Consider the following 20,906-nt stretch of genomic DNA (forward strand, 5'->3'; position numbering starts at 1 on the left):
CGCCCTACCCGTCGAGGAGCTTGGCGAGGTTCTGGAGGCTGGTGATCAGGGACGTGGTGTAGGTGAGGATGCGCCCGGCCCACTTCACCACCGCGGCGGCGATCTGTGAGGCGACGACCGGGATGGTGATCACGAAGATCGCCTCGACCGCCCACACGATGACCCGCGCCACCAGGTCGGCGATGAGGTCGCGCACGATCTCGCGGGTCATCTCCACGAGCCCGCCCGCGCCCTCGGTGGCCGCCGCCATCGCCGCCGCGGTGGCGCCGAGCCCGCCGATGGCTTCGACGTTGCTGGCCATCAGGCGCCGGTAGCCGTCGGCCGCACCGCCGGTCCAGCCGGGCAGGTCCGCGGCCAGCGCGGCCTTCAGGTCGGCGGAGACGTCCGCCAGCTCGGCCGCCATCCTGGTCCAGGTGGCGGCGTGGGCGGCCACCACCTCCGGCTTGCCCGTCAGCTCGTCGAGCATCTGCCGCAGCGGTTCGAAGTACTCCATGGCCCAGCCCAGCCCGTTGGCCAGCAGCGCACTGATCGGGTCCATCACGGTCGCGGCGACCTCGACGCCGAGCCCAGCGCCGGCGAGCGCGTCGTCGACCCAGCCTTCCGTCTTGATCGCGTCGACGAGCCCTTCGATGCTGTCGGCGAGGCTCGAGCCGGTCCACGCCTCGCGGGTCGGCTGGACGGGTGCGATGAGGGACTCGTCGGTCATCGCGTGGGCTTGCCGAGTTCGTCGCCGATGGCCCTCAGCGTGCCGGACGCGCCGGTGTCGGTTTCCTCGTAACGCGCGGCGCTGTCGCGTAACCCCTTCGCGGCGAGGTCGAGGTTGTTCGCGGCGAAGTCGAGCAGGCTGTCCTGCTCGCGGTGCCTGCCCTCCAGCACTGCGGCGATCCACCCGCACAGCAGCCCGTAGGCCTGGTGGTCCTGGGTGATGTGCGTGCTCGCGGACTTGACGGCCGCGAAGCGCGCCCGCAGCGCGTCGAGGTTCGCCGCGTGCTTGCGGAGTGCCTCGGGTTCGACCGTGTAGCCGTCAGCCATGGTCACCGCCGGGGGTCGCAGGGGTGGTCACTGTCGTCGCAGGAAGGACTGCCCGCCGAAGTCTTCGTCCTCGGCCGCCGGCGCGGCCCGCAGGTGCTGCCCGACCTGCTCGGCGATCGCGCGCCCGGCGGCCGAGTCCTCGCCCATCGTCTCGGCGATGACCTCCTGCGAGCGCTGGGCCGCCTGCCCGCGAGCCTGCCGCACCAGGGAGAGGACCGCCTGGGCGACGACGTCCGGCGCGGTCCGCTGGATGCGGTCGGTCAACCGGAGCCCGACCAGCGCGCCGGTGGAGTCGACGGTCACCTCGGCCAGCCCGCCGGGGTCGGCGGCACTGATCCGGACCTGCTGCAGCCGGTCGCTCATGACCTGGGTGTCGGCGGCCAGCTTGTCGATCCGGCCCTTCCACGCCGCGAGGCGCTCGCGCGCGGCGTCCGGATCGAAAACACGTTCGCTCACGGATCCCCCGTCCCCTCGGCGCGCCGTCCGACCACCTTAGGCGAAGGGAATTCCGGCTGTCAGCACCAATCGCGCATTGCCGGGGACCGCGGGTGGGGTAAGCCGGAATCATCCGGCAAAATTACCCACGCCACGGCGATTCGATGGTGCTTCACTACCCGCATGGTGAAGAAGCTGGCCACCGCCGTGGCCGTCATGAGCATCGCCGCCGTGTCCCTCGCCGCTCCCGCGGACGGGGCGACGAGGTACTACCAGCAGACCGTCAGCGGCGCCACCAAGCCGGAGTGCGATACGGCCGGCTGGCAGCTCGCGCAGCAGAAGATGGCCGAAGGTTATCTGGTCACGTGGATCGGCTGCGCGTATTCGAACTTCGCCTTCCGCGGCACCGTCAGCTGGTCCGACTGACCGGATCCCCGCCGGGGTAGACGACCGGTCGTACACTGAAGCCGTGGGCAGGACGAGCGACGGCAGAGAGCGCATCCTCGCGGCCGGACGGCGGCTGATGGAGCAGCGGGGCTACTCCGCGCTGGGCGTCGCCGAGATCTGCCAGGCCGCCGGGGCGCCCAAAGGGAGCTTCTACTACTTCTTCGACTCCAAGGAAGCCCTCGCCCTCGCGGTGATCGCCGAGGAATGGGCCGAACAGCGGCGGGCGTGGGCGGCGATCCTCGAAGGGCCCGACGCGCCACTGCGCAAACTCCGTGCGCTCTTCGACTCGACCGCTGCCACCCAGCGGTCCGGCCAGTCGAGCTGCGGCACCGTTTCGGGCTGCCTGTTCGGGAACCTGAGCCTCGAATTGAGCAACCAGGCCGAGCCGATCCGGCTGGCGCTGCAGGACATCTTCACCGAACAGGCGGAGATGGTGCGCACGGTCGTCGAGGAAGCCGTGGCGCGCGGTGACGCCCTCGTCGCGGACGCGGCCGGTGCCGCGCGGGCCGTCGTCGCGCAGCTGGAGGGTCAAGTGCTCTTCGCCAAGCTCTACAACGACACCGGTCACCTCGACGCGCTGTGGACCCACTGCCTGGCGCTCGTCGGCGCCCAGGCCCAGGCCGCCTGACAGGAAAGTGCGGGTGGCGCCGGCCACCCGCACTTTCGTTCCTAAATCCTCGAGACGTGGTAGTGGCCGATCAGCCACCGGCCGTCGTCCTGGCGCTCGAAGATGACCGTCAGGTGGAACCGCCACACGGTGCCGTCCGGCCGCGTGAAGTCCGGATCGACGTACGCCGACAGCACGCCGTCGGCCAGCGGGCGCAGTTCGCGGATCTGGTAGCGGACCGTCAGGCCGATCGGCTGCTGCGCGTAGTACTCCTCGACCCCGTTGCGCCCCAACGAGTACGCCGGGTGCGCGCCCTGGAAGAGGGCGTTCTCGGTGAAGTACGCGGCGACGTCGGCCGGGCGGTGCTCGTCGATGGCCGCCTTCCAGCCGTCGAGCACCCGGGTCGCGATCTGCCGTTCCTCAGTGGCCGGCACTTTGACCACCGTTGACGTTGAGGATCTCCCCGGTGACGAAGGGCGCGTTCTCCAGGTAGAGCACGCCGTTGACGACGTCGCTGATCTCGCCCATCCGGCCGACCGGGTGCAGCCCGCCGCGCTCGGCGTAGGTTTCCGGCGGGTTGAGGGCCGTCTTGTGGATGCCCGGCGCGACGGCGTTGACGCGGATCCCGCGCGCGGCGTACTCGACGGCCAGGGACTTGGTGACCGCCTGCAGGCCGCCCTTGGTCAGCATCGCCACGGACGCGGGCACCGCCGAGAGCGGGTGCTCGACGAGGCTGGTGGTGATCTGCACGATGTGCCCGCCGCCCTGGGCGAGCATGGGCGGCACGACCTGCTGGGTCAGGTGGAACCAGCCGGCCAGGTTCACTTCGACGAAGCGGGTGAAGTCGGCGAAGGTGAAGTCGGTGAACGGCTTCGCGTCGAACACGCCGGCGTTGTTGACCAGGGTGTCGACCCGCCCGAACCGGTCGATCGCCGTCTCCACGACCCGTCGGGCCGTGGCCGGGTCGGTGATGTCCCCGGGTACCGCCACGACTCCGGCGTCGTTCGCCTCGCGCACCGAGCGGGCCGTCGCCACGACCGCCCAGCCCTGCTTGCGGTAACCCTCCACGATCGCCGCGCCGAACCCCTGCGAAGCCCCGGTGACCACGGCCACCTTCTGCGCACTGCTCATGATCCCATCCTCGGTAGTAGACCGGTTGTCTACTACCGACGCTAACCACCCGCGGATCCCACGGCCATGAGAAGAAAGCTCCCACCTGGGAGGAATCACCTATGGGAACGCGCGTACGGATCGGTGGGCGGCAACCACACGCTGCCGTCGTCGGGCAGCCCGTCGACGTCGGCGGTCAGGGCCTCGACGACCGCCCGCACGGCGGCGCGGTCGTCGTCGCGGCGGGTGACCAGCGACCAGGTCCAGTAGGGCGCGGGGTCGGCGATCGGCCGGGCCACCAGTCCCGCCGGCAGCGGCGTGGTCTGCCCTTTCGGGGAGTTCACCACCGGCCGGTCCGCGCGCCGCACGTGCTCGAAGAACGCCGGCCCGGTGATCCCGTTGTCGTCGGTCCGCACGACGGTCGCGCCGGTGTCCCGGCTGAACTGGCCGGCGTAGAGGTTCCACGACGCCCAGCTGACGGTGTCGGAGTCGACGAGGACCGCGGTGTCGGCCGCGGCGACCGGCGACGTGTCGGTGCCGGGCGACACGGCGTAGAGGCGGTCGGCGCCGAGGAAGCGGGCGTCGAGGCCCTGCGCGGCCAGGTCGGGCGTCTGCACCCAGCAGACGGCGACGTCGATGCTGCCGTCGGCCACCCGGCCGGCCTGGGCGTGCGACGGCATCACCCAGGCGTCGACCTGCAGGCTCGCGACGCCGGCCGTGCGCTCCGCGAGGTCGGCGGGCAGCCAGTTGACGTACCCCAGCCGGACGGTTTCGGTGCCGCGGAGCCGCCCCGCGTGCTGCCGCAGCTCGTCGGCCCCGTGCAGCAGCTCGCGGGCCCCCGGCAGCAGTGACCGCCCGGCCTCGGTCAGCTCCATCTGGCGGCGGTCGCGGTCGAACAGGCGCACCCCCAGGTCCCGTTCGAGGGCTTTGATCTGCTGCGACAGCGACGGCCCGGCGATGTGCAGCCGCTCCGCCGCCCGGCCGAAGTTCATCTCTTCGGCGAGGATGACGAAGTAGCGCAGCTGACGCAGTTCCACGCCGTCATCCTAGGTCCGGCCACAAAGGACGCTACCGCGGTCGCCGCAGCACCCCGGTCAGCAGCACCATGGCCGCGCAGCCGCCGGCGACGACCCCCATAGCGGTTCCCGGCAGCAGCCCGCCGACCAGCGCGACGCCCACCGCGCCGCCGGTCTGGCGCGAGGCGTTGAGCACCCCTGCGGCGAGTCCCGCCCGGCCGGGCAGGGCGGTCATGGCCACGGACGTCATGGCGGGCATGGCGAGCGAGCAGCACCCGAAGACCGCCGAGCAGGCGATCAGCGGTACCGGAGACGGGCCGGAGGGCAGCAACGCCAAGCCCGCCGCCCCGGGCAGCGCCAGCAGGCCGCCGGCCACGATCGGCCCGCGCGCCCCGAACCGGTGCGTGAGCCGGCCGCTGATGAACGCGTTGACGCCCACCACGAGCGTGAGCGGCACGAGCAGCAGCCCGGCGGTGAGCGCGTCCAGCCGCCAGACCCTCTGCAGGAACAAGGCGAGGCAGAACAGCGTGCCGTAGAGGCAGAAGTTGAACAGGCCGCCGATGACCGTCGCGACGGCGAAGTCACGGACCTTCAGCACCCCGAGCGGCAGCACCGGCGCCGGGACCGTGCGCTCGGCCAACGCGAACGCCAGGCCGGCGGCGACCCCGGCGCCGAGGAGCCCCGGCGCGGCCGGGTCGGTCCAGCCCGCGTGCCCGGCTTCGATGAGCCCGGCGACGACGCACGCCAGCGCGGCCGTGCCGAGGACCTGCCCGGCGACGTCGAGCCGGGTGCGGGCGTGGGGCGTGGTTTCGGCGACGCACCGGCGCGTCAGCACCAGGGTGACCAGCCCGACGGGCACGTTCACCGCGAACACCAGCCGCCAGTCGGCCAGTCCGACGGCGAGCCCGCCCAGCACCGGCCCGGCGGCGAGCCCGGCTCCGCTCATGCCGCCCCACACCCCGAGCGCCCGCGCCCGGTCCCCCGCGTCGGGGAACCGGTGCACGATCAGGGCGAGCGACGACGGCAGCAACGCGGCCGCCCCGAGCCCCTGCACCGCCCGCGCGGCGACCAGCCACGTCAGCGAACCCGCCACGGCACAGGCGAGAGAGGTCAGCACGAACACCGCCGTCCCGGCCTCGAAGACGCGCCGCGCGCCCCACCGGTCCCCGGCCGCACCCCAGGTGAGCAGGAAGGCGGCCAGCGCGACCGTGTAGGAGTCGACGACCCACTGCAGGGCCGCGGTCGACGGTTCGGCGAACTCGGCGCCGATGGCGGGCAGCGCGAGGTTCACGATGGTCGCGTCGAGGGTGATCATCAGGAATCCGAGGCACACCGCGGTGAGCGCGAGCCGGGCCGGAACCCGCCGGTCGATCGGGGCGATCATGGTTCCGAGTGAAACGCGGGCACGCTCGGGCATCCACGAACTGTTGCCTTCCAGCTGAGAGGTGCGGCCTCCCAGTGCTGCTCACACCGCTGCGGCCGGGAAAGTTTCACCGGGAATGTAGCTTTCACGGAAATAGCGCGGGATGCGGAATCGAACGTTGAGCGGGATATTCCATCGTGTTAGCGTTCACATCCCTGCCGCACTCCGGCTCGCCGTCCACGCCGATGGGGGTTCCGTTGTCGCCAGCACGCCCCGCCACCTCCCTGCGCCGCTTTGGTCCTTTGTGGACGATCTGCGCGCTGATCACCGCCTGCTTCTCCCTCGTGGCACCGGGGAACGCCGCCGCAGCAGCGCCGGCTCCCATCACCAAGCCGCCGATGGGCTGGAATTCCTGGAACTCCTTCGCCGGGGCGATCGACCACACCGTCATCGAGCAGCAGGCGGACGCCATCGTGTCCTCCGGCATGAAGGACGCCGGCTACGAGTACGTCAATATCGACGACGGCTGGTGGACCGGCAGCCGCGACGCGAGCGGCAACATCACCGTCGACACCGCGAAGTGGCCGGGCGGGATGTCCGCCATCACCGCCTACATCCACAGCAAGGGCCTGAAGGCGGGCATCTACACCGACGCCGGCCGCAACGGCTGCGGCTACTACTACCCGACCGGGCACCCCGCCTACCCCGGCACCGGCGCCGAAGGCCACTACGACCAGGACTTCCTGCAGTTCTCCCGCTGGGGCTTCGACTACGTGAAGGTCGACTGGTGCGGCGGCAACGCCGAAGGGCTCAACGCGCGCACCGCCTACACCCAGATCAGCGACTCGATCTCACGCGCCACCGCCCAGACCGGCCGCCCGATGACGTTCTCCGTCTGCGAATGGGGCGGCAACCAGCCGTGGAACTGGGCGCCGGGCATCGCCAACCTGTGGCGGACCAGCGGCGACATCATCTACTGGGGCGAGCGGCCCTCGATGTCGCGGATGCTGGCCAACTTCGACGCCGCGCAGCACCCCAGCGCGCAGAGTCCCGGCCACTACAACGATCCCGACATGCTCATCGCCGGCCTGCCCGGCTTCTCCGACGCGCAGAACCGCACCCACCTGAGCCTGTGGGCGATCTCCGGCGCCCCGCTGATCGCGGGCAACAAGCCCAGCGACATGAGCGCCGCCACCCGCGCCACGCTGACCAACCGCGAAATGATCGCCATCGACCAGGACTCGCTCGGGCGGCAGGGCACCAAGGTCGCCGAGGACGCCTCGGGCCTGCAGGTGTACCAGAAGGTGCTGTCCGGCACCGGCCGCCGGGCCGTCGTCCTGCTCAACCGCACCAGCTCGGCCGCCACCATCACCGCCCGCTGGTCCGCGCTCGGCCTGTCGGGCTCGGCCGTCGTCCGCGACGTCTGGGCCGGCGCCGACCGCGGCACCTTCACCTCGAGCTACGCCACCTCGGTCCCGGCCGGGGAGGCGGTCCTGCTCACCGTCACCGGCACCGACGGCACTCCCCCGGCCGGCGGCGGCCCGATCACCGGAAAGCAGTCCGGCCGCTGCCTCGACGTGCCGAACGCGACCACCACCAACGGCACCCAGCTGCAGCTGCTGGACTGCCAGGGCGGCCCGGGCCAGACCTGGACCCGGACCGCGAGCCGCCAGCTCACCGTCTACGGCACCAAGTGCCTCGACGCGTCCGGCCAGGGCACCGCCAACGGGACACCCGTGGTCATCTGGGACTGCAACGGCCAGGCCAACCAGCAGTGGACGGTCAACGCGAACGGCACCATCACCGGCGTCCAGTCCAACCTCTGTCTCGACGCCAGCAACCAAGGAACCGCCAACGGCACCAAGGTCCTCCTCTGGGCGTGCAACGGCCAAGCGAACCAGCAGTGGACGGCACCCACGGCGTGACGTCCGAGCGCCGCCGCCACGGGCCGCGGCGGCCGGCTCGACGGGTCACCACGACACCGTGCTCACGAGGATGTCGTGGTGACCGGAGGCCGGGAAGTGGCCTCGGCGTGGCGATCGGCCTGGGGGTGGACGACCTCGCCGCGCACTACGAGTACTGCCGCGGCGCCGGGTGCACGATCACCTCGGAACCGGCGGACGAGGCGTGGGGCGACCGCGTGGTCGAGTGCCTCGACCCGTTCGCCTACCAGTGGGAGTTCTCCCAGCCCCTCAAGGACTGGCACCCCGCCGACGGCCTGCAAGCCGCACGGGACAACTGGTTCGGCGCGCAGTGACCACCCCGGAGGTGCTGACCAGCCCCGTCGGGTGGGTGGCCAGGCAAGCCCGGTTGTACGAAGAATCCGGCGGCACCAAGGGAACCACGATCAGCGGCGCACCGTGCCTGCTCCTGGACTACCGGGGACGGCGCAGCAGCCGGTGGCACCGGACCGTGCTGATCTACCGCGCGCACGGCGATTCGTTCCTGGTCGTCGCCTCCAACGGCGGCGCCGACCACCATCCATTGTGGTACCTCAGCATCCAGGAGAACCCTGACGTGCGGGTGCGCGTAGGCACCCATCGGTTCTCCGCCCGCGCCCGCACTCTCACCCGCGAGGAGAAATCCGAAGTGTGGGCCGGCCTGGTGGAGGCGTTCGCACCGTACGCGAACTATCAGCGCAAGACCTCCCGCGACATCCCCGTAGTGCGGCTACGAGCGATCGCATAGCCGGCGGAGGGGGACGCTCGGTGCGCGACCTCGAGCAGGGCCGCGTCCGCCCGGCAACTGGTCGCCGCGCTCGACGCCGGGCCCCGCCGAGGCGGACGCGGAACGCGCCCCTGGGCGACTACGCCGCACAGGTATGGGGCGAGACGCCGGCCGAGTCGCTCCAGCCGCGGAAACCGTCTCCAGTGAGCAATACCGGCGAAGTATTCGTATACTTGCGAGCTGGCAACATTGAAAAGGAAAGCGACCGTTTACCTGTCGCGCTGTTCACGAATTTTGCCCACTTTGGCCCACTATATCCGGCATGGCGTTTTTCCTACCCTCGGATGGCGGTATTGTCGGCGACTTGTCACCTGATTCACTGACAAGGCTCACGCAGGGGACAGCAGGGGGTTGTTGAGCAAGGGTCGACATCAATACATCATTCGCGCCACAATCCCCGGCACCACATTCCCGTGCCGAGCACTATCCATGGGAAATTCGAGGGGATTCGATGAAATCGAGAATTTTCAGATCCGTAGTCGTGGTTGTCGCCGCCGTTTCCGCGGTCGTCGCCGGCAGCGGGTTCGCGCAAGCAGCACCCGTGACGCCCGGCCGGTCGGCCCGGGTGCTGCCCGCGGGGGCGCGGACGTTCAAGATGACGGTGTCCGGGGTGAACCGGCAGGTGGCCGAGTCACACGGCTTCAAGGTGGTGACCGCGCCGGACGGGACGCAACACGCCGTGCCCACGCCGGCCGCGATCAATCCGGACGGCACGCCGTACTCTTCGAAGAAGCACCCCCGCAACGTCGTCGAGGGTGACTGCGGGGACTCCTACCTCTGGATCCACGCGGTCGGCGGGTACGTGTCGGAGATCGAAACGGGCTTCGACCTCGACGATGCCGCCATCGCCTTCTACTGGCGGGTCAACCGCTCGGACCCGTACGGCTCGGACAGCAACTCCTGGGGCGGCGGCCTGGGGCTGGACACGTCGTGGACGGGTGAATGGGACGTGCACGGCGGCGGCCCCGGATGGGAAACCGCCGGCGTCGTCACGCCGGTGAGCGACGCCCTGCTGTGGGATGGTGACATCTGCACGAGCGGTGGTCCCGGTGACACCGAGTACATCGTCTGAGTGAAACCCGCCTGAGCCCGAAAGGCAGCACGTGGTCTCGATGTCGAGCGCGCCGTGGACGGTCGTCCTGGGGTATTCGCACCCGCTGGCGTTCGCCCTGGCCGTCCGCGACGCGCTCGACGTCCCGTGCGCGCTGGAAATCCCGCCCGTGGTCCGGCGCCCGACGCTGGCCACGCCGCCGGGCGTCACCGGCGAGCACGTTCCCGACCTGTGGCAGCATTGGTGGGAAACCACTTTGTCGCTCACCCGCGACGACGCGCCGTCGATACCGCTTGTCCCGGCCGAGCCATTGGCGCCGATCGTGGAAGACAACCTCCAAACGCTGCACCGCTGGAGTTCGGCGCACAAACGTGAAGTGGCGCGGGTGAGCAATCCGTTCCGCAACGCACCGAGAATGCGCGATGCGGTGCACGAGCACGAAAGGCAGTCCGGGATCCGCATCGGCGGCTTCCGGCTCCAGGTGACGGCCCTGCCGGTGACCGGATCGTTTTTCCACCCCACCACGAACGATCACATTCTGGTCAGCGTGGATCTGCTGGCCGATCGTGCGGAATACGTCCGCCGGGTCATCGCCCACGTCACGTCGTGACGGTCTGGGGTTGTCCGGCGGCGGCTCAGACCACGTACGCAGCTGCCGTGGCCGGCGCGGCGGCCGGTGCCTCCTGTCAGGACGTCACCGCCAGCCCCTCCGGTTCACTGCCCACCGGCACGGTCGCCACGACCGTGTTCGTCGCGATGTCGATCACCGACATCGAACCCGAGGCCGCGTTCGTCACGAACACGTAGCTGGAGTCCGGGGCCGCCGCCACACCTTCGGGCTCGTCTTGCACCGGGATCGCCAGCGGCGGGTTGCGGCCCAGCAGCGACACCGTGTCGGAACCGGCGTTGGCCACGTACACCTGACCTCGCGGGGTGACCGCCACCCCCATCGGGACCTCGCCGACCGGCTGGGTCGTCATCAGTGTCGGACCGGTGGCACTGATGGCGTTCACGCTGTTCGCGCCGGTCGCTGCCACGTAGAGGCGGTCGCCTCCCGGGCTGGTGGCGACGCCGGCCGGGAAGCGGCCCACCGGCAGCGTCGCCACGACCGTGTCGGTACCGGTGTCGATCACCGACACGGTGGCCGAGCCGTTGTTGGTCACGTACACCCGGCGCCCGTCCGGGCTCGCGGCCGGGCTGTGCGGGAACCGGCCGACCGGGATCTGCCGCACGACCGTGTTCGTCCCGGTGTCGATCACCGAAACCGAGTCCGCCCCGAAGTTCGTCACGTACGCGCGCGAGCCGGCCACGGCGACACCGAACGGGTGCAGCCCCACCGGAACCGTGGCCAGCGTGGAATACGTCCGGGCGTCGATCACCGAAACGGTGTCGGAAAGCTCGTTGGTGACGTAGACCCGCTCGCCGCCGGGCGCGGCACCCACACCGACCGGCGAGTGGCCGACCCGGACCGTTGCGACCACCTCCTGCATCCGGGTGTCGTAGACGGTGACGTTGTCCGAACCGCTGTTCGCCACGAACACCTGCACCCGCGCCGGGTAGGCGTGCGCGACCGGGCACACCCACGCGGCGGCCAGCAGCAGGGCCGCCAATACCCCGGCGGTGGGCCGGGGCGAGCGCGGAACAGCGCCATTGCCGAATGACATAACCTTCTCCGGTTCAGCAGCCAACCCTGGCCTGGTTCGAAAACGAAGGCTCTTCGGATTTCCTGATCGGACGCCTTCGGGGAAGCCGGTCGGCGAAGCGCTTGTGGCGCGCCGTTTCCCCGGCCGGGAGTCACGCTAACCGACGGTCCGGCGGACCTGCCACCGGAACAAGATCATGATCGCCTTGACGAGTGAACACCGCCGTGAATCGCGCCGATTCGGCCGGTAAACCTTTTCAACCCGTCCGGGTGTCACGCAATTTCCGGTGAAGGCGGCCGCGTTTCGCTCCTGTTGTCTTTGCCGTCTTGGGTGTTTCACGTGTTGCGGCGATCTGCTGTAACACATGCCAGTTGTATAGGTCGTTATACAGTAGTTCACCCTAAGACAGGCGGAGGATCGGCTGGACGGCGAACGGCCGGTATCCCGCCACCGCGGGCAGGTCGAAGTGGTCGAACCGGCCGGACCGGAGGTCCCAGCGCACCAGCCTGCTCCGGCCGCCGCGCTCGCCGGTGAACACCAGCGTCGTGGGTGTCTCCCAGAACGGGGCCGAAGGGATCGCCGTGCTGAGGTCGCAGCCTTCGGGCAACGGGTGCTCCTCCGGTTCGCCGCCGTCGAAAAGCCAGACCGACGGCGGCGCGTACTGGAACGCGTACAGCAGCTCGCCGCCCGGGGCGAGCTCGTACTGCCGGTCGGACGGCAGCGGGGTGCGGGCGCCGGCCGGGTCGTGCCGGAAGACGCCGCCGGCGCCGCGTTCCAGCGCCGCGCCCGAGAGCGGGTCGATCTGCCGGAGGCCGGCCGCCACCGGCTCGGGGTCGGCGCCCGGGAGCCAGCGGAAGGTCCGGCTGCCGGTGTGGAAGCCGTCGGCGTAGAACAGCGCGCCGTCGATGACGGCCAGCGCGCGGCGGGTCAGCTCGTCGGTCCGGGGCAGGCTCACGACCTCGCCGGTGGTGATGTCCAGCAGGTGCGGCCGGTCCCACGAGTGGCGCCCGACGTGGTGTTCGACTCCGGCCAGGAACCGTCCGTCGGCGCTGCGGACCGGGTTGATCCCGAGGTCGACGGGCAGCCGCTCGCTCGTGCCGTCCCACCGCACCAGCATCCCGGGGCCGCCGGACGTGACCACCACGATGCCTTCCGGTGTCTCGTGTGCGCGGTAGCGGTACTGGTCGGGGACGCGGCCGAGCACGACCGGTTCGCCTTCTCGCCACACGATGACCTCGCCGTTGCCGCCGATGACCCCGGCCCGCGGGGGCGCCCCCGGGATCGTGGCCGGGTTTTCCGGCCGCGTCGGCACCGCCGGCACGGGCACCGACACCGGCTCCGGCCGCCGCCGGGGCAGCGCCGCGATGCCCGTACCGACCCGGTGCACCAGGTGGTCCGACACGGCGAAGTCGAGCAATCCGGCAACGTCGTCCGGGGCGACGAGCAGCCGATCGGCGAGGTCGTCGACCGGGGCGGGATCGCCCCACGCGGCGACGCTGGCGAGGTCGGCCGCGGCCCAGGTGTAGCGGGCGCTGGCGGCCGTCCGCGCCACTTGCGCGGCCAGGCCTTCGGGCAGGGCGACGCGCTCCGCCGCGAGCGGCGGGTGGTCGGCGAGCCGGTACCCGTCGCCATCGGTGAGGAGCACGCCGGCCGCGACCAGGAGCGCGACCGCGTCCCGCTGGGACACCGGGGGTTCGAGTCCGAGCTGCGCGCAGATCGCCGCGTCGGGCGGGTCCCCTTGCAGGGGCTCGTCGAGCCAGGAATCCGGCCGGGGCGGGCCGTACCCGGCGGCGGTCCACCCAGCAGACATCACGGGGTAGCCGAGCACCTGCCGCCATCCCGGATCGGCCGGGAAGAGGGCCGGCCGGGTCCGCCGGAGCCAGCGGGGCAAGCCGGGACCGGCGCCGGGCCAGAACTGGATCAGCCAGACGTCGCCCTCCTCCCCCGCCGCGGCCGCGCGGCGAGCGACCCGCACCCGGAACATTCCACGCCGGCCGAGTTCGAGCGTTTCGTCGTGCTCGCCGCCGGTCAGGAACCCGAGCGAGACCCGCCCGCTGCGGCTGTGGAACGGCGACTCGACGACGTCCTCCCAGTCCTCGAGCACGACGGAGGGTGGTGCGTCGTGGGCCTCGAGCCGCACCGATTGGAACGGGTCGCCGGCATGACCGTGTACCCACCCGTCCCCCGCCGTCGCGACCGTGCCGGACAGCGCTTCGGTCGCCAGCGGCTCCAGCCCGTCGGCGGCGTAGCGGTCGCGGACCACCAAGGTCCCGTACTCGGGCAGGTACTCGTCGTCTTCCAGGATCCCCAGCAACGTCACGCCACGACCGTAGCGAGCATCCCGGTAGGTGGTGCCGCCGGCGGGCGCCACCACGGAATCCGGTCAGTTCGCGAGACTGGCCTGCAGCGTCACCTCGGGCACGCCGGCCAGCGCGCGGCTGACCGGGCAGTTCGCCTTGGCCTGCTCGGCGTACTCCTGGAACTGCTGCTCGTCGATGCCGTTGACGCGCCCCTGCGTGGTGAGCTCGATCTTGAGGATCGTCGGCGCGCCGTCGACCGGGCGGAGGGTCACCGCCGCGTCCGTTTCGATCGACTCGGCCGGGAACCCGGCCCCGGCCAGCGTGCTGGCGAGCGCCATCGAGAAGCAGGACGCGTGCGCCGCGGCGATGAGCTGCTCGGGGTTCGAGCCGGGGCCGTCCTCGAAGCGGGACTTGTAGGTGACTCCCCCGCTGATGCTGCCGTCGCCCGCGCTGAACTGCCCGGACCCGGTGGGAATGTCGCCGTTCCAGTTCGCGTGGGCCTTCGAGACCGGCATGCGTCCTCCAGAGATCGTGATCGATGTCGGTGCCGAGTCAATCAGCATCGAGCGGCGCGCGCCAAAACAATGGCGCCTGCCGCCGTTCGGGTGAACCCGCTGCGCCGTCCTCAACGGCCGGACGCAGCCGGGCGGGAGGGCTCTGCCGCTGCCCGCCGGACATGCGCCGGACCGTCGTGCGCACCGACGGCACGTTGACGTCGAGCCCGCTCGGGATGTCGCGGCTTTCGCGGATCATCCGGGGCCGGTCGCCCCCCTGCAGGGGCACCGGCCGCCGCAGTTCGCGGTTGAGGAACAGGTTCTTGGAACACTGTGGTGCGCGGCTTTCGGCGGAGTCGGTGATCTGGCTGCGAGGCGCCGTGTCCGCCTGCGGCCAATGGCCGGATCAGCTCATGCGCCGGCCCGAAAACCCCTCATATGCTCTGCCCCGTCGAGCCGCCTTCCCGGGGTCGCGGCCGGCACAATCTTCCATTCGACGAGGGGTTTTCCCATGTTCGGAACCAGAATGCGCGCCGCTTTGCTGGCGTTCTTCGTGCTGCTGAGCGGCCTCACCACCACGGCACTGACCGCGGCCCCGGCCTCCGCCGCCGCGGCGTGCGCCGGCGGGGTCTCGGTCTACGGCGTGCTGCCCGACGGACGGCTCACCTACACCGCGATCGACCCGGACACCGGCAACATCACGCACGTCGTCGTCTCCTCCAAGTCGCTCGGGTTCACGCCGAAGGCGTTGGCCACCCTCAACTTCAACACGCTGCTGGTGACCTCGCCGGCCGGTGTCCTCTACCGCGTCGACATCCTCACCAACAGCGGCAGCCTCACCTTCAACGACCCGATCGACGTCCAGCACGGCTGGACCCACAACCTGCTGGCCTACGACGGCCACGGTCACCTCTACGGCACGACCTCCGGCGGTTCGCTGCTGCAGTACCTCGTTTCGCGCGACAAGCCGGGCACCGCCCAGATCGGGCAGCGCCGGGAAATCGGCAGCGGCGGGTTCGCGCTCAAAACGCTCTCCGCGTCCGGCGACGACCGGCTCATCGCCACCGCGTCCGACGGCCAGTTGATCAGCTACACCGTTTCCCAGACCGGCACGACCTACACCCGCGCCCAGCTCGACGACGCCGGCTGGCAGAGCTTCGAAAACCTCGTCTCCCCCGGCGGCGGCCTGTATTACGGCAAGAACCCCGACGGCGCCATGTACTGGTACGAGGACGACGACCCGGCCGACGGGTCCGGCACCGACATCGCCTACCACCTGAACGACCCGGTCGCCTCGCGCGGCTGGACGCAGTACCTGCTTTCGGCCGACCCCGCCGGCTGCACCAGCAGCACCCCGGTCAAGCCGCTGCGCTCGAAGATCGCCACCCTCGCCACCGGCGAGGTCGGCACCACCGAGGCGAGCTGCGACAAGTACAACGACGCCTGCGACCGCGGCGCGCTCGACTGGTGCGCGATGTTCGCGACCTGGACCTGGTCCACGGCCGGCGTCTCCGGCGTGCCGCGCGGCACCTTCATCGCCCGTGCCCTCGGCGAGTGGGGTGTCGACCACGGCCTGTTCAAGTCCCGGACCGGCAGCTCGCACGGCAGCCCGAAGATCGGCGACTGGGTCATCTACGGCCCGCCGGACGGCACCACCGGCGGTCACGTCGACGTGATCACCGCGGTGCACCCCGACGGCACCCTCACCGTCGTCGGCGGCAACGTCAGCAACAAGGTCACGCGGCGGGTCATCGACCCCGACACGGCCCGGTCCGGCGCGGACAACGTGCTGATCTCCGGCTACGTCTCCCCGCCCGGCGCCTGAGGCGTCCCCTGTTCCCAGCGGTGCCGCGGCGCAGGTCGCGGCACCGCCCCACCAACCTTGGAGTTTCCCTTGCGCACCACCACCAGAACGATCGCCGCGGGCCTCGCCGCACTGTCCGTCCTCACCGCCGGCGCCACCGCCGCGAGCGCCACCACCGAGTCCGACGCCATGGCCGCCCGCGTCCAGCAGCTGGCCGCCTACACGACCGCACCCTGCGTCACCGGGGGCCCGACCGCGGCGGACACCGCGGCGGCCACCCGCCTCAACAGCGTCCTCACCGGCGCGTTGAAGGGCTACATGACGCCGTACCGCATTTCCTGCGCCCGCGCGGTCATCGACGCGGTACAGGCCCGCGGGCTCGACGAGCGGGCTGCCGTCATCGCGATCACCACCACCATCGTCGAATCCACGATCGAGAACATCAGCGAACGGGTCGACCACACCAGTCTCGGCCTGTTCCAGCAGCTCGACTCCTGGGGCACCGAGTCGCAGCGGCTCGACCCGGCCTGGGCCACCGGCGCGTTCCTGAACGTGATGCAGGACTTCTACCCCAACGGCAGCTGGCGCACCGCCCCGATCGGCGACGTCTGCCAGCGAGTCCAGCGTTCCGCCTTCCCGGAGCGCTACCAGCCGCAGGCCGCGGACGCGCAGCGGATCGTCGACGAGCTGAGCGGCCCGTCCTCGGCCACCGTGTCGGTCTACGGCGCGCTGTCCGACGGGCGGCTGACCTACAGCACCATCAACTCGCAGACCGGCGACCGCACCAAGACCCTCGTGTCCTCCGACAACCTCGGGTTCACGCCCAAGGCGCTGGCCACGCTGAACTTCAACACCGTGCTCGCGACCTCGCCCGCCGGCGTGCTCTACCGCGTCGACGTCATCACGAACAACAATTCGCTGCAGCTGGGCACGCCCGTCGCGCTGGGCAGCGGCTGGACCCACGACATGCTGACCTACGACGGCCACGGCCACCTCTACGGCATCGCCGGCAGCACCCTGATGTCCTATGTGGTCTCCCGGCCCAAGCCGGCGAGCAGCCAGATCGGCCAGCGCGCCGTGATCGGCACCGGGTTCACCATGCGCACCATCGCCGCCACCGGTGACGACTGGCTCATCGGCATCAGCACCACCGGAGTCCTGCGCTCGTACCACATCGCGGCCGACCACACCTGGACCGGCACGACGCTGGCGGACCGCTGGAGCACCTTCGACCAGATCGTCTCCCCCGGCTACGGCCTCTACTACGGCCAGACCCGCGACGGCGCGCTGTACCGCTACCACGACCACAACCCGTTCGACTTCGACGGCTCCGACATCCAGGGGTTCGGCACCGACCCGGTCGACACGAAGGGCTGGACGCAGACGCTGCTGTCGGCCCAGCCGTTTGGCGCCTAGCCGCGGCGACGGGCGGTTCCGGCGTGGGAGACGAGACGGCCACCCGCTGGTGGGGCGAACCGGGTGGCGGTCCCCGCCCGGACCCGCCGGGGTGGTGGCCGGAACCGGACAGCCTGCACTGGGTGGGCAGTCCCGAGGACGACCAGCCGGGCGGTCACGCAGGTCCGGAGGCGGCCCGGCCCGCGTGACCGGATCCGGACATTGGCCGGACTTGCTCTCCCGGCGTAAGACATCGCCGCCTAACTTGTCACTCAGCAAAGATCGCTTTTCGCGGGGAGGACGACATGATCAAGCGAGTGCTGGCCGGGCTGGCCGCGGGGATCGCGGCGACGATCGCGTTCGGGGCGCTGGCCGCACCGGAGGCGGCGGCCATCCAGGATCCGAACACCAAGTGCGTCTGGATCTGGACCCAGGGCGGAGGCGCCTGCAAGAAGCTGGACTAGTTCAGCCAGCCCAGCCGGGTGGCCGCGTGGACCGCGGCCACCCGGTTGTCGGCTTGCAGGGCGTCGAGCAGGCCCTGGACGTGGCGGCGCACGGTCCGTTCGCTGACGTCGAGGTGCCGGGCGATGGCTCCGTCGGTCATCCCGGTGGCCAGCAGGTCGAGCACCTTGGCCTGGGTCGGGGTCAGCCCGTGGCGCTGCGGGCCGCCGCCGTCGCCGATCGGCACGGCCTGGCTCCAGACCAGCTCGAACAGCATCCGCAGCGCGGCCACGATGGTCGGGCTGCGGACGAAGACCGCGCCCTCCATCCCGCTCGGATCGAGCGGCATCAGCGCCGAGTGCTGGTCGGCGATCACCATCTTCATCGGCAGCTCGGGGGCGACCCGCATGGTCCAGCCGGCGGCGATGCTGGCCTCGACGACGCCCTTCGCGCCCTCGAACTCCAGCGCGGCGCGCTCGTAGACGTTGCGCAGCCGCACGCCGCGTTCGGTCACCGCGTCGGGCAGGGCCATCACCGTGTTCGCGTCCGGTTTGCGCTTGAAGTGCCGGGTGGTGAAGGTGAGGAACTCCTCCTTCGCCGACAGGCACAGCTCGAGGGACAAGGCCCCGATCCGCTGCGGGTCGGACAGCACCTCGACGGCCGCGTCGCTGCCGCCGCCGTAGGCCGCCCGGTAGACGGTCTGGAGCAGGTCCAGCTGCTGGCGCGCCGCGACGATCTGGCGCTGCTGTTCGAGCAGCCGCTGCTGCGCGCCGAGGATCGCGTGGTCGACGGCCCGGACGGGTTCCATCGGGGCCAGCACCGGGTCGCCGCGGTAGTCGCGCCGCACGAAGCCGCGGTCGATCAGCTCCTGCATCTCGGGGCTGGTGGCACGCGAGTCGTCCAGCGGCACCGGCCCGGACCGCACCATGGCGTCGTACAGCGCGCCCGCGTCGGCCGACAACAGCCCTTCCAGCATCCCCGCCCCCTCCGGCGTCGTCCCGGCTCAGATTAGTCCATCCGGCCGCCTGCCGGAGCCGGGAACGCCGCGCCGGACGCGGGGCCGGTTCAGCCGCCGGGCCGGGCTTCGAGGGCTTCCACGAGGGCGGACGCGACGAGCGCGACGGCTCGGTCCTCGTCGCGGCCCAGGTTCCGCAGGACGTCTCGGGCGGCGCGGCCCGGCAGCTCGGCCAGTGCCTGGGCCACGCGGATCCGCACCGCGGTGTCCGCCGGGTGCGCGGCGAGCGCGTCGGCCAGCTCGCCGGCGATTCCGTCCGCGTGCCCGTCGTCCCGGGACAGCGTTCCCAGCACCTCGGCCGCCTCGACGTCGTTCGTGCCTTCGACCACCATGCCGGTGAGGACCGGTACGGCGGCGATCGCGCCCCGTTGGCCGGAGGCCAGTGCGGCCAGCCGGCGCACGGCGGGGTCGGAGTCGCCGAGCGCCTCCGCGAGCACGGCGTCGGCCTCGGCACCGGGCAGCTCGGCGATCGCCCGCACCGCGCGGCGCCGGACCTCGGCGTCGTCCGAACGCAGGCCGGGCGCGACGCTCGCGACCGCGTCACCGCCGGCGCGGGCGAGGGCCCACCGCAGGGCGCCGGCGACGTTCGGGTCGGCTTCGTCGAGGATCGCCCTGGCCAGCGGGTCGACCGGAACGGGCACCTCCTCGGTCCGCGCCAGGACGGCCTGCTGCCGGCGTGCGGGACTGGGCGAGCCGAGGCCGCGCAGGAGCTCGACGACCCGCAGGACGTCCGGCCAGCCCGAGGGCGCCGAGGCGTCGATCGCCCGGAGGCGCTCGAGGAGTTCCCGCTCGCGCTGCAGCCGGTCCTCGGTCCGGCGGACGAGGTCACCGACCAGGGTGGCCGGGGTGAAGGCGGGATCCTCGAGCGCGCGCCCGATCTGCCGCAGCGACATGCCGAGCGACCGCAGGCCTTCGACGTGGAAGATCCGGCGGATGTCCGCCGCGGAGTACTCGCGGTAGCCGCCCACGGTGCGGCCGGTCGGCCGCACCAGCCCGAGCGACTCGTAGTGCCGGAGCATCCGGGTGCTCACCCCGCAGCGGCGGGCCACCTCGCCGATCAGCACGCGGCTCCCCCGGCGCGCTCCGGGCCGAGCGCGACGATCCGGTCCGCCTCGTCGACGGCGAGGTCGAACGCGGCGTCGGGGTCGTGCAGGAGCCGCTCGGTGGCGCGGGCGTGCGCCCGCACCGCCGGGTCGGCACTCGCCAGTCCCGCCCGCAGGGCCGGTTCGGTGACGTCTCCGAGCGCGGCGAGCGCCCGGCTGAGGCTCAGCTGCACGGTCCGGTCGCCGCGGCCGAGCTGCCCGGCCAGTTCGGCGGCCAGCGCCGCCCGCTCTCCGGCGGGCACCAGGACGACGGCGGCGCGCCAGGCGCTGCGCGCGACCTCGTCGTCGGCGTCGCGCAGCAGCGACCCGGTGATCGCGGGCCAGGTCGACCGGGCCCCGATCTTGGACAGCGTGTGCAGTGCCTGGCTCCGGGCCTGGGCCCGCTCCGAGCGGAGCTCGGCGAGCAGTGCGGGCACCGTGGTCTCCGCCGGGAGGCGGGTCAACGCCCAGGTGAGCATGTCACGCACGAAGAAGTCGGGCTCGATCGCGCACCGGGCGACGAGCGCGCCGGTGAGGGCGGGATCGGCGCGGGTGCCCGCCGCGAGCGCGGCCTGCAGCCGCGTGGACGAGTTCCCGCTGCCCAGCGCGGCGAGCAGGCGGTCGTGGTCCTCGGTGTCCTTGGTTACGGGGTTGATGGGGATCACCTCCTGCACGCAGTGAAGACCTTGTCACAGTGTCAAGGTCAAGCGCGGAACCGGGCACGACGGAAGACGTGACGAGGACCATCCGTTTCCCAGCATTTCGTTCGGTGAGCTTCGACGAGGAGGTCCGATGGAACCCGAAGAATTCACCGCCTCAGCCGCGCTCGTGGACGAGGACCGGACGGAGATCCCGCCGTCCGAGGACCAGTGCATCGTGCTCGGCTACAACTGAGCCCTCCCGGGTTCCGCTGCGCCCGATCGCCTCGCGGCACGCACGAAGGA

26 protein-coding genes are annotated in these 20,906 nt (G+C 71.4%); 11 read left to right on the plus strand and 15 right to left on the minus strand.

Annotated features, from left to right (window positions below; translation table 11 throughout):
- Positions 1-4: 4 nt before the first annotated feature.
- From IE317_RS00945 to IE317_RS00955, 3 genes are read right to left on the minus strand one after another with little or no spacing between them, the layout of a single operon-like run.
- Positions 5-706 carry a hypothetical protein gene (locus tag IE317_RS00945; protein ID WP_191306093.1) on the minus strand — a complete coding sequence of 234 codons (702 nt, stop codon included), beginning with the start codon at positions 704-706 and terminating at the stop codon, positions 5-7.
- Positions 703-1,032: a type VII secretion target gene (locus tag IE317_RS00950; protein ID WP_191306094.1), complete on the minus strand. Its 330-nt coding sequence runs from the start codon at positions 1,030-1,032 to the stop codon at positions 703-705. The genes IE317_RS00945 and IE317_RS00950 overlap by 4 nt, the downstream gene beginning before the upstream one ends.
- Positions 1,033-1,059: 27 nt before the next feature.
- Entirely contained in the window at positions 1,060-1,488 is a 429-nt protein-coding gene (locus tag IE317_RS00955; protein ID WP_191306095.1) for a YbaB/EbfC family nucleoid-associated protein, read from the minus strand.
- Between the two features lie 162 nt (positions 1,489-1,650).
- Between IE317_RS00955 and IE317_RS00960 the strand changes: the two genes are divergently transcribed.
- Both IE317_RS00960 and IE317_RS00965 read left to right on the plus strand, forming a co-directional pair.
- Positions 1,651-1,893, plus strand: coding sequence for a hypothetical protein (locus IE317_RS00960; RefSeq protein WP_191306096.1), 243 nt, complete (start codon positions 1,651-1,653; stop codon positions 1,891-1,893).
- Positions 1,894-1,936: 43 nt separating this feature from the next.
- Complete coding sequence (locus tag IE317_RS00965; RefSeq protein ID WP_191306097.1) at positions 1,937-2,542, plus strand: TetR/AcrR family transcriptional regulator; 606 nt, start codon at positions 1,937-1,939, stop codon at positions 2,540-2,542.
- Between the two features lie 41 nt (positions 2,543-2,583).
- Here the strand turns inward: IE317_RS00965 and IE317_RS00970 are convergent, their stop codons facing one another.
- The 5 genes from IE317_RS00970 to IE317_RS00990 form a co-directional block, all read right to left on the minus strand.
- Positions 2,584-2,955: a YybH family protein gene (locus tag IE317_RS00970; RefSeq protein ID WP_191306098.1), complete on the minus strand. Its 372-nt coding sequence runs from the start codon at positions 2,953-2,955 to the stop codon at positions 2,584-2,586.
- Positions 2,942-3,652, minus strand: coding sequence for an SDR family NAD(P)-dependent oxidoreductase (locus tag IE317_RS00975; protein ID WP_191306099.1), 711 nt, complete (start codon positions 3,650-3,652; stop codon positions 2,942-2,944). The genes IE317_RS00970 and IE317_RS00975 overlap by 14 nt, the downstream gene beginning before the upstream one ends.
- 95 nt (positions 3,653-3,747) lie before the next feature.
- On the minus strand, positions 3,748-4,668 hold the full coding sequence (locus IE317_RS00980; protein WP_191306100.1) for a LysR family transcriptional regulator: 921 nt from the start codon (positions 4,666-4,668) through the stop codon (positions 3,748-3,750).
- Between the two features lie 31 nt (positions 4,669-4,699).
- Positions 4,700-6,031: an MFS transporter gene (locus IE317_RS00985; RefSeq protein WP_191306101.1), complete on the minus strand. Its 1,332-nt coding sequence runs from the start codon at positions 6,029-6,031 to the stop codon at positions 4,700-4,702.
- 124 nt (positions 6,032-6,155) lie between these two features.
- Positions 6,156-6,338 (minus strand): hypothetical protein, encoded by a 183-nt coding sequence (locus tag IE317_RS00990; RefSeq protein WP_191306389.1) that lies wholly within the window; start codon positions 6,336-6,338, stop codon positions 6,156-6,158.
- A 70-nt stretch (positions 6,339-6,408) separates the two neighbouring features.
- Between IE317_RS00990 and IE317_RS00995 the strand changes: the two genes are divergently transcribed.
- The 5 genes from IE317_RS00995 (at position 6,409) to IE317_RS01015 (ending at position 10,398) form a co-directional block, all read left to right on the plus strand.
- On the plus strand, positions 6,409-7,935 hold the full coding sequence (locus tag IE317_RS00995; RefSeq protein WP_229902394.1) for a glycoside hydrolase family 27 protein: 1,527 nt from the start codon (positions 6,409-6,411) through the stop codon (positions 7,933-7,935).
- A 107-nt stretch (positions 7,936-8,042) separates the two neighbouring features.
- Positions 8,043-8,267, plus strand: a complete 225-nt coding sequence (locus IE317_RS01000) for a VOC family protein (RefSeq protein WP_191306102.1) — start codon at positions 8,043-8,045, stop codon at positions 8,265-8,267.
- Positions 8,264-8,698, plus strand: a complete 435-nt coding sequence (locus tag IE317_RS01005; protein ID WP_229902395.1) for a nitroreductase family deazaflavin-dependent oxidoreductase — start codon at positions 8,264-8,266, stop codon at positions 8,696-8,698. Before IE317_RS01000 ends, IE317_RS01005 begins: the two co-directional genes overlap by 4 nt.
- A 520-nt stretch (positions 8,699-9,218) precedes the next feature.
- Positions 9,219-9,809, plus strand: a complete 591-nt coding sequence (locus IE317_RS01010) for a hypothetical protein (protein WP_191306103.1) — start codon at positions 9,219-9,221, stop codon at positions 9,807-9,809.
- A gap of 40 nt (positions 9,810-9,849) precedes the next feature.
- A complete protein-coding gene (locus IE317_RS01015; protein WP_191306104.1) occupies positions 9,850-10,398 on the plus strand; it encodes a hypothetical protein in 549 nt (182 codons plus the stop codon).
- Positions 10,399-10,474: 76 nt separating this feature from the next.
- Here IE317_RS01015 and IE317_RS01020 read toward each other — a convergent pair whose 3' ends face one another.
- The 4 genes from IE317_RS01020 to IE317_RS01035 all read right to left on the minus strand — a co-directional run bounded on the left by IE317_RS01020 (position 10,475) and on the right by IE317_RS01035 (position 14,484).
- Positions 10,475-11,452 (minus strand): YVTN family beta-propeller repeat protein, encoded by a 978-nt coding sequence (locus IE317_RS01020; RefSeq protein WP_191306105.1) that lies wholly within the window; start codon positions 11,450-11,452, stop codon positions 10,475-10,477.
- A 379-nt stretch (positions 11,453-11,831) separates the two neighbouring features.
- Positions 11,832-13,751, minus strand: coding sequence for a hypothetical protein (locus IE317_RS01025; RefSeq protein ID WP_191306106.1), 1,920 nt, complete (start codon positions 13,749-13,751; stop codon positions 11,832-11,834).
- 63 nt (positions 13,752-13,814) lie between these two features.
- Complete coding sequence (locus IE317_RS01030; RefSeq protein ID WP_191306107.1) at positions 13,815-14,246, minus strand: OsmC family protein; 432 nt, start codon at positions 14,244-14,246, stop codon at positions 13,815-13,817.
- A 37-nt stretch (positions 14,247-14,283) separates the two neighbouring features.
- A complete protein-coding gene (locus IE317_RS01035; RefSeq protein WP_191306108.1) occupies positions 14,284-14,484 on the minus strand; it encodes a hypothetical protein in 201 nt (66 codons plus the stop codon).
- Between the two features lie 252 nt (positions 14,485-14,736).
- Here IE317_RS01035 and IE317_RS01040 point away from each other — a divergent pair, with 252 nt between their 5' ends.
- The 4 genes from IE317_RS01040 (at position 14,737) to IE317_RS01055 (ending at position 17,888) form a co-directional block, all read left to right on the plus strand.
- Positions 14,737-16,050: a tachylectin-related carbohydrate-binding protein gene (locus tag IE317_RS01040; protein WP_191306109.1), complete on the plus strand. Its 1,314-nt coding sequence runs from the start codon at positions 14,737-14,739 to the stop codon at positions 16,048-16,050.
- 69 nt (positions 16,051-16,119) lie between these two features.
- A complete protein-coding gene (locus IE317_RS01045) occupies positions 16,120-17,445 on the plus strand; it encodes a tachylectin-related carbohydrate-binding protein (protein ID WP_229902396.1) in 1,326 nt (441 codons plus the stop codon).
- Between the two features lie 23 nt (positions 17,446-17,468).
- On the plus strand, positions 17,469-17,633 hold the full coding sequence (locus IE317_RS01050) for a hypothetical protein (RefSeq protein ID WP_191306110.1): 165 nt from the start codon (positions 17,469-17,471) through the stop codon (positions 17,631-17,633).
- A gap of 96 nt (positions 17,634-17,729) precedes the next feature.
- Positions 17,730-17,888 (plus strand): hypothetical protein, encoded by a 159-nt coding sequence (locus IE317_RS01055; RefSeq protein ID WP_191306111.1) that lies wholly within the window; start codon positions 17,730-17,732, stop codon positions 17,886-17,888.
- On the opposite strand, the gene IE317_RS01060 is transcribed toward IE317_RS01055, so the two are convergent.
- From IE317_RS01060 to IE317_RS01070, 3 genes are all read right to left on the minus strand, one after another.
- Entirely contained in the window at positions 17,885-18,841 is a 957-nt protein-coding gene (locus IE317_RS01060) for a helix-turn-helix transcriptional regulator (protein ID WP_191306112.1), read from the minus strand. The two genes, IE317_RS01055 and IE317_RS01060, sit on opposite strands and share 4 nt — an antisense overlap.
- Positions 18,842-18,930: 89 nt before the next feature.
- Complete coding sequence (locus tag IE317_RS01065; RefSeq protein WP_191306113.1) at positions 18,931-19,944, minus strand: HEAT repeat domain-containing protein; 1,014 nt, start codon at positions 19,942-19,944, stop codon at positions 18,931-18,933.
- Positions 19,938-20,636, minus strand: coding sequence for a HEAT repeat domain-containing protein (locus IE317_RS01070; RefSeq protein ID WP_191306114.1), 699 nt, complete (start codon positions 20,634-20,636; stop codon positions 19,938-19,940). Before IE317_RS01070 ends, IE317_RS01065 begins: the two co-directional genes overlap by 7 nt.
- Positions 20,637-20,906 lie beyond the last annotated feature (270 nt).

Source organism: Amycolatopsis bullii, from assembly GCF_014654205.1.
In the GTDB taxonomy this organism is placed as follows: domain Bacteria; phylum Actinomycetota; class Actinomycetes; order Mycobacteriales; family Pseudonocardiaceae; genus Amycolatopsis; species Amycolatopsis plumensis.

Excerpts from the sequence above, each read along its gene's own strand:
- IE317_RS01060 (WP_191306112.1), bottom strand. The coding sequence starts at position 18,841 with ATGCTGGAAGGGCTGTTGTCGGCCGACGCGGGCGCGCTGTACGACGCC.
- IE317_RS00950 (WP_191306094.1), bottom strand. The coding sequence starts at position 1,032 with ATGGCTGACGGCTACACGGTCGAACCCGAGGCACTCCGCAAGCACGCG.
- IE317_RS01040 (WP_191306109.1), top strand. The coding sequence starts at position 14,737 with ATGTTCGGAACCAGAATGCGCGCCGCTTTGCTGGCGTTCTTCGTGCTG.
- IE317_RS01020 (WP_191306105.1), bottom strand. The coding sequence starts at position 11,452 with ATGTCATTCGGCAATGGCGCTGTTCCGCGCTCGCCCCGGCCCACCGCC.
- IE317_RS01055 (WP_191306111.1), top strand. The coding sequence starts at position 17,730 with ATGATCAAGCGAGTGCTGGCCGGGCTGGCCGCGGGGATCGCGGCGACG.
- IE317_RS01015 (WP_191306104.1), top strand. The coding sequence starts at position 9,850 with ATGTCGAGCGCGCCGTGGACGGTCGTCCTGGGGTATTCGCACCCGCTG.
- IE317_RS00975 (WP_191306099.1), bottom strand. The coding sequence starts at position 3,652 with ATGAGCAGTGCGCAGAAGGTGGCCGTGGTCACCGGGGCTTCGCAGGGG.
- IE317_RS01030 (WP_191306107.1), bottom strand. The coding sequence starts at position 14,246 with ATGCCGGTCTCGAAGGCCCACGCGAACTGGAACGGCGACATTCCCACC.
- IE317_RS00960 (WP_191306096.1), top strand. The coding sequence starts at position 1,651 with ATGGTGAAGAAGCTGGCCACCGCCGTGGCCGTCATGAGCATCGCCGCC.
- IE317_RS00945 (WP_191306093.1), bottom strand. The coding sequence starts at position 706 with ATGACCGACGAGTCCCTCATCGCACCCGTCCAGCCGACCCGCGAGGCG.
- IE317_RS01035 (WP_191306108.1), bottom strand. The coding sequence starts at position 14,484 with ATGATCCGCGAAAGCCGCGACATCCCGAGCGGGCTCGACGTCAACGTG.
- IE317_RS00985 (WP_191306101.1), bottom strand. The coding sequence starts at position 6,031 with ATGATCGCCCCGATCGACCGGCGGGTTCCGGCCCGGCTCGCGCTCACC.
- IE317_RS00995 (WP_229902394.1), top strand. The coding sequence starts at position 6,409 with ATGGGCTGGAATTCCTGGAACTCCTTCGCCGGGGCGATCGACCACACC.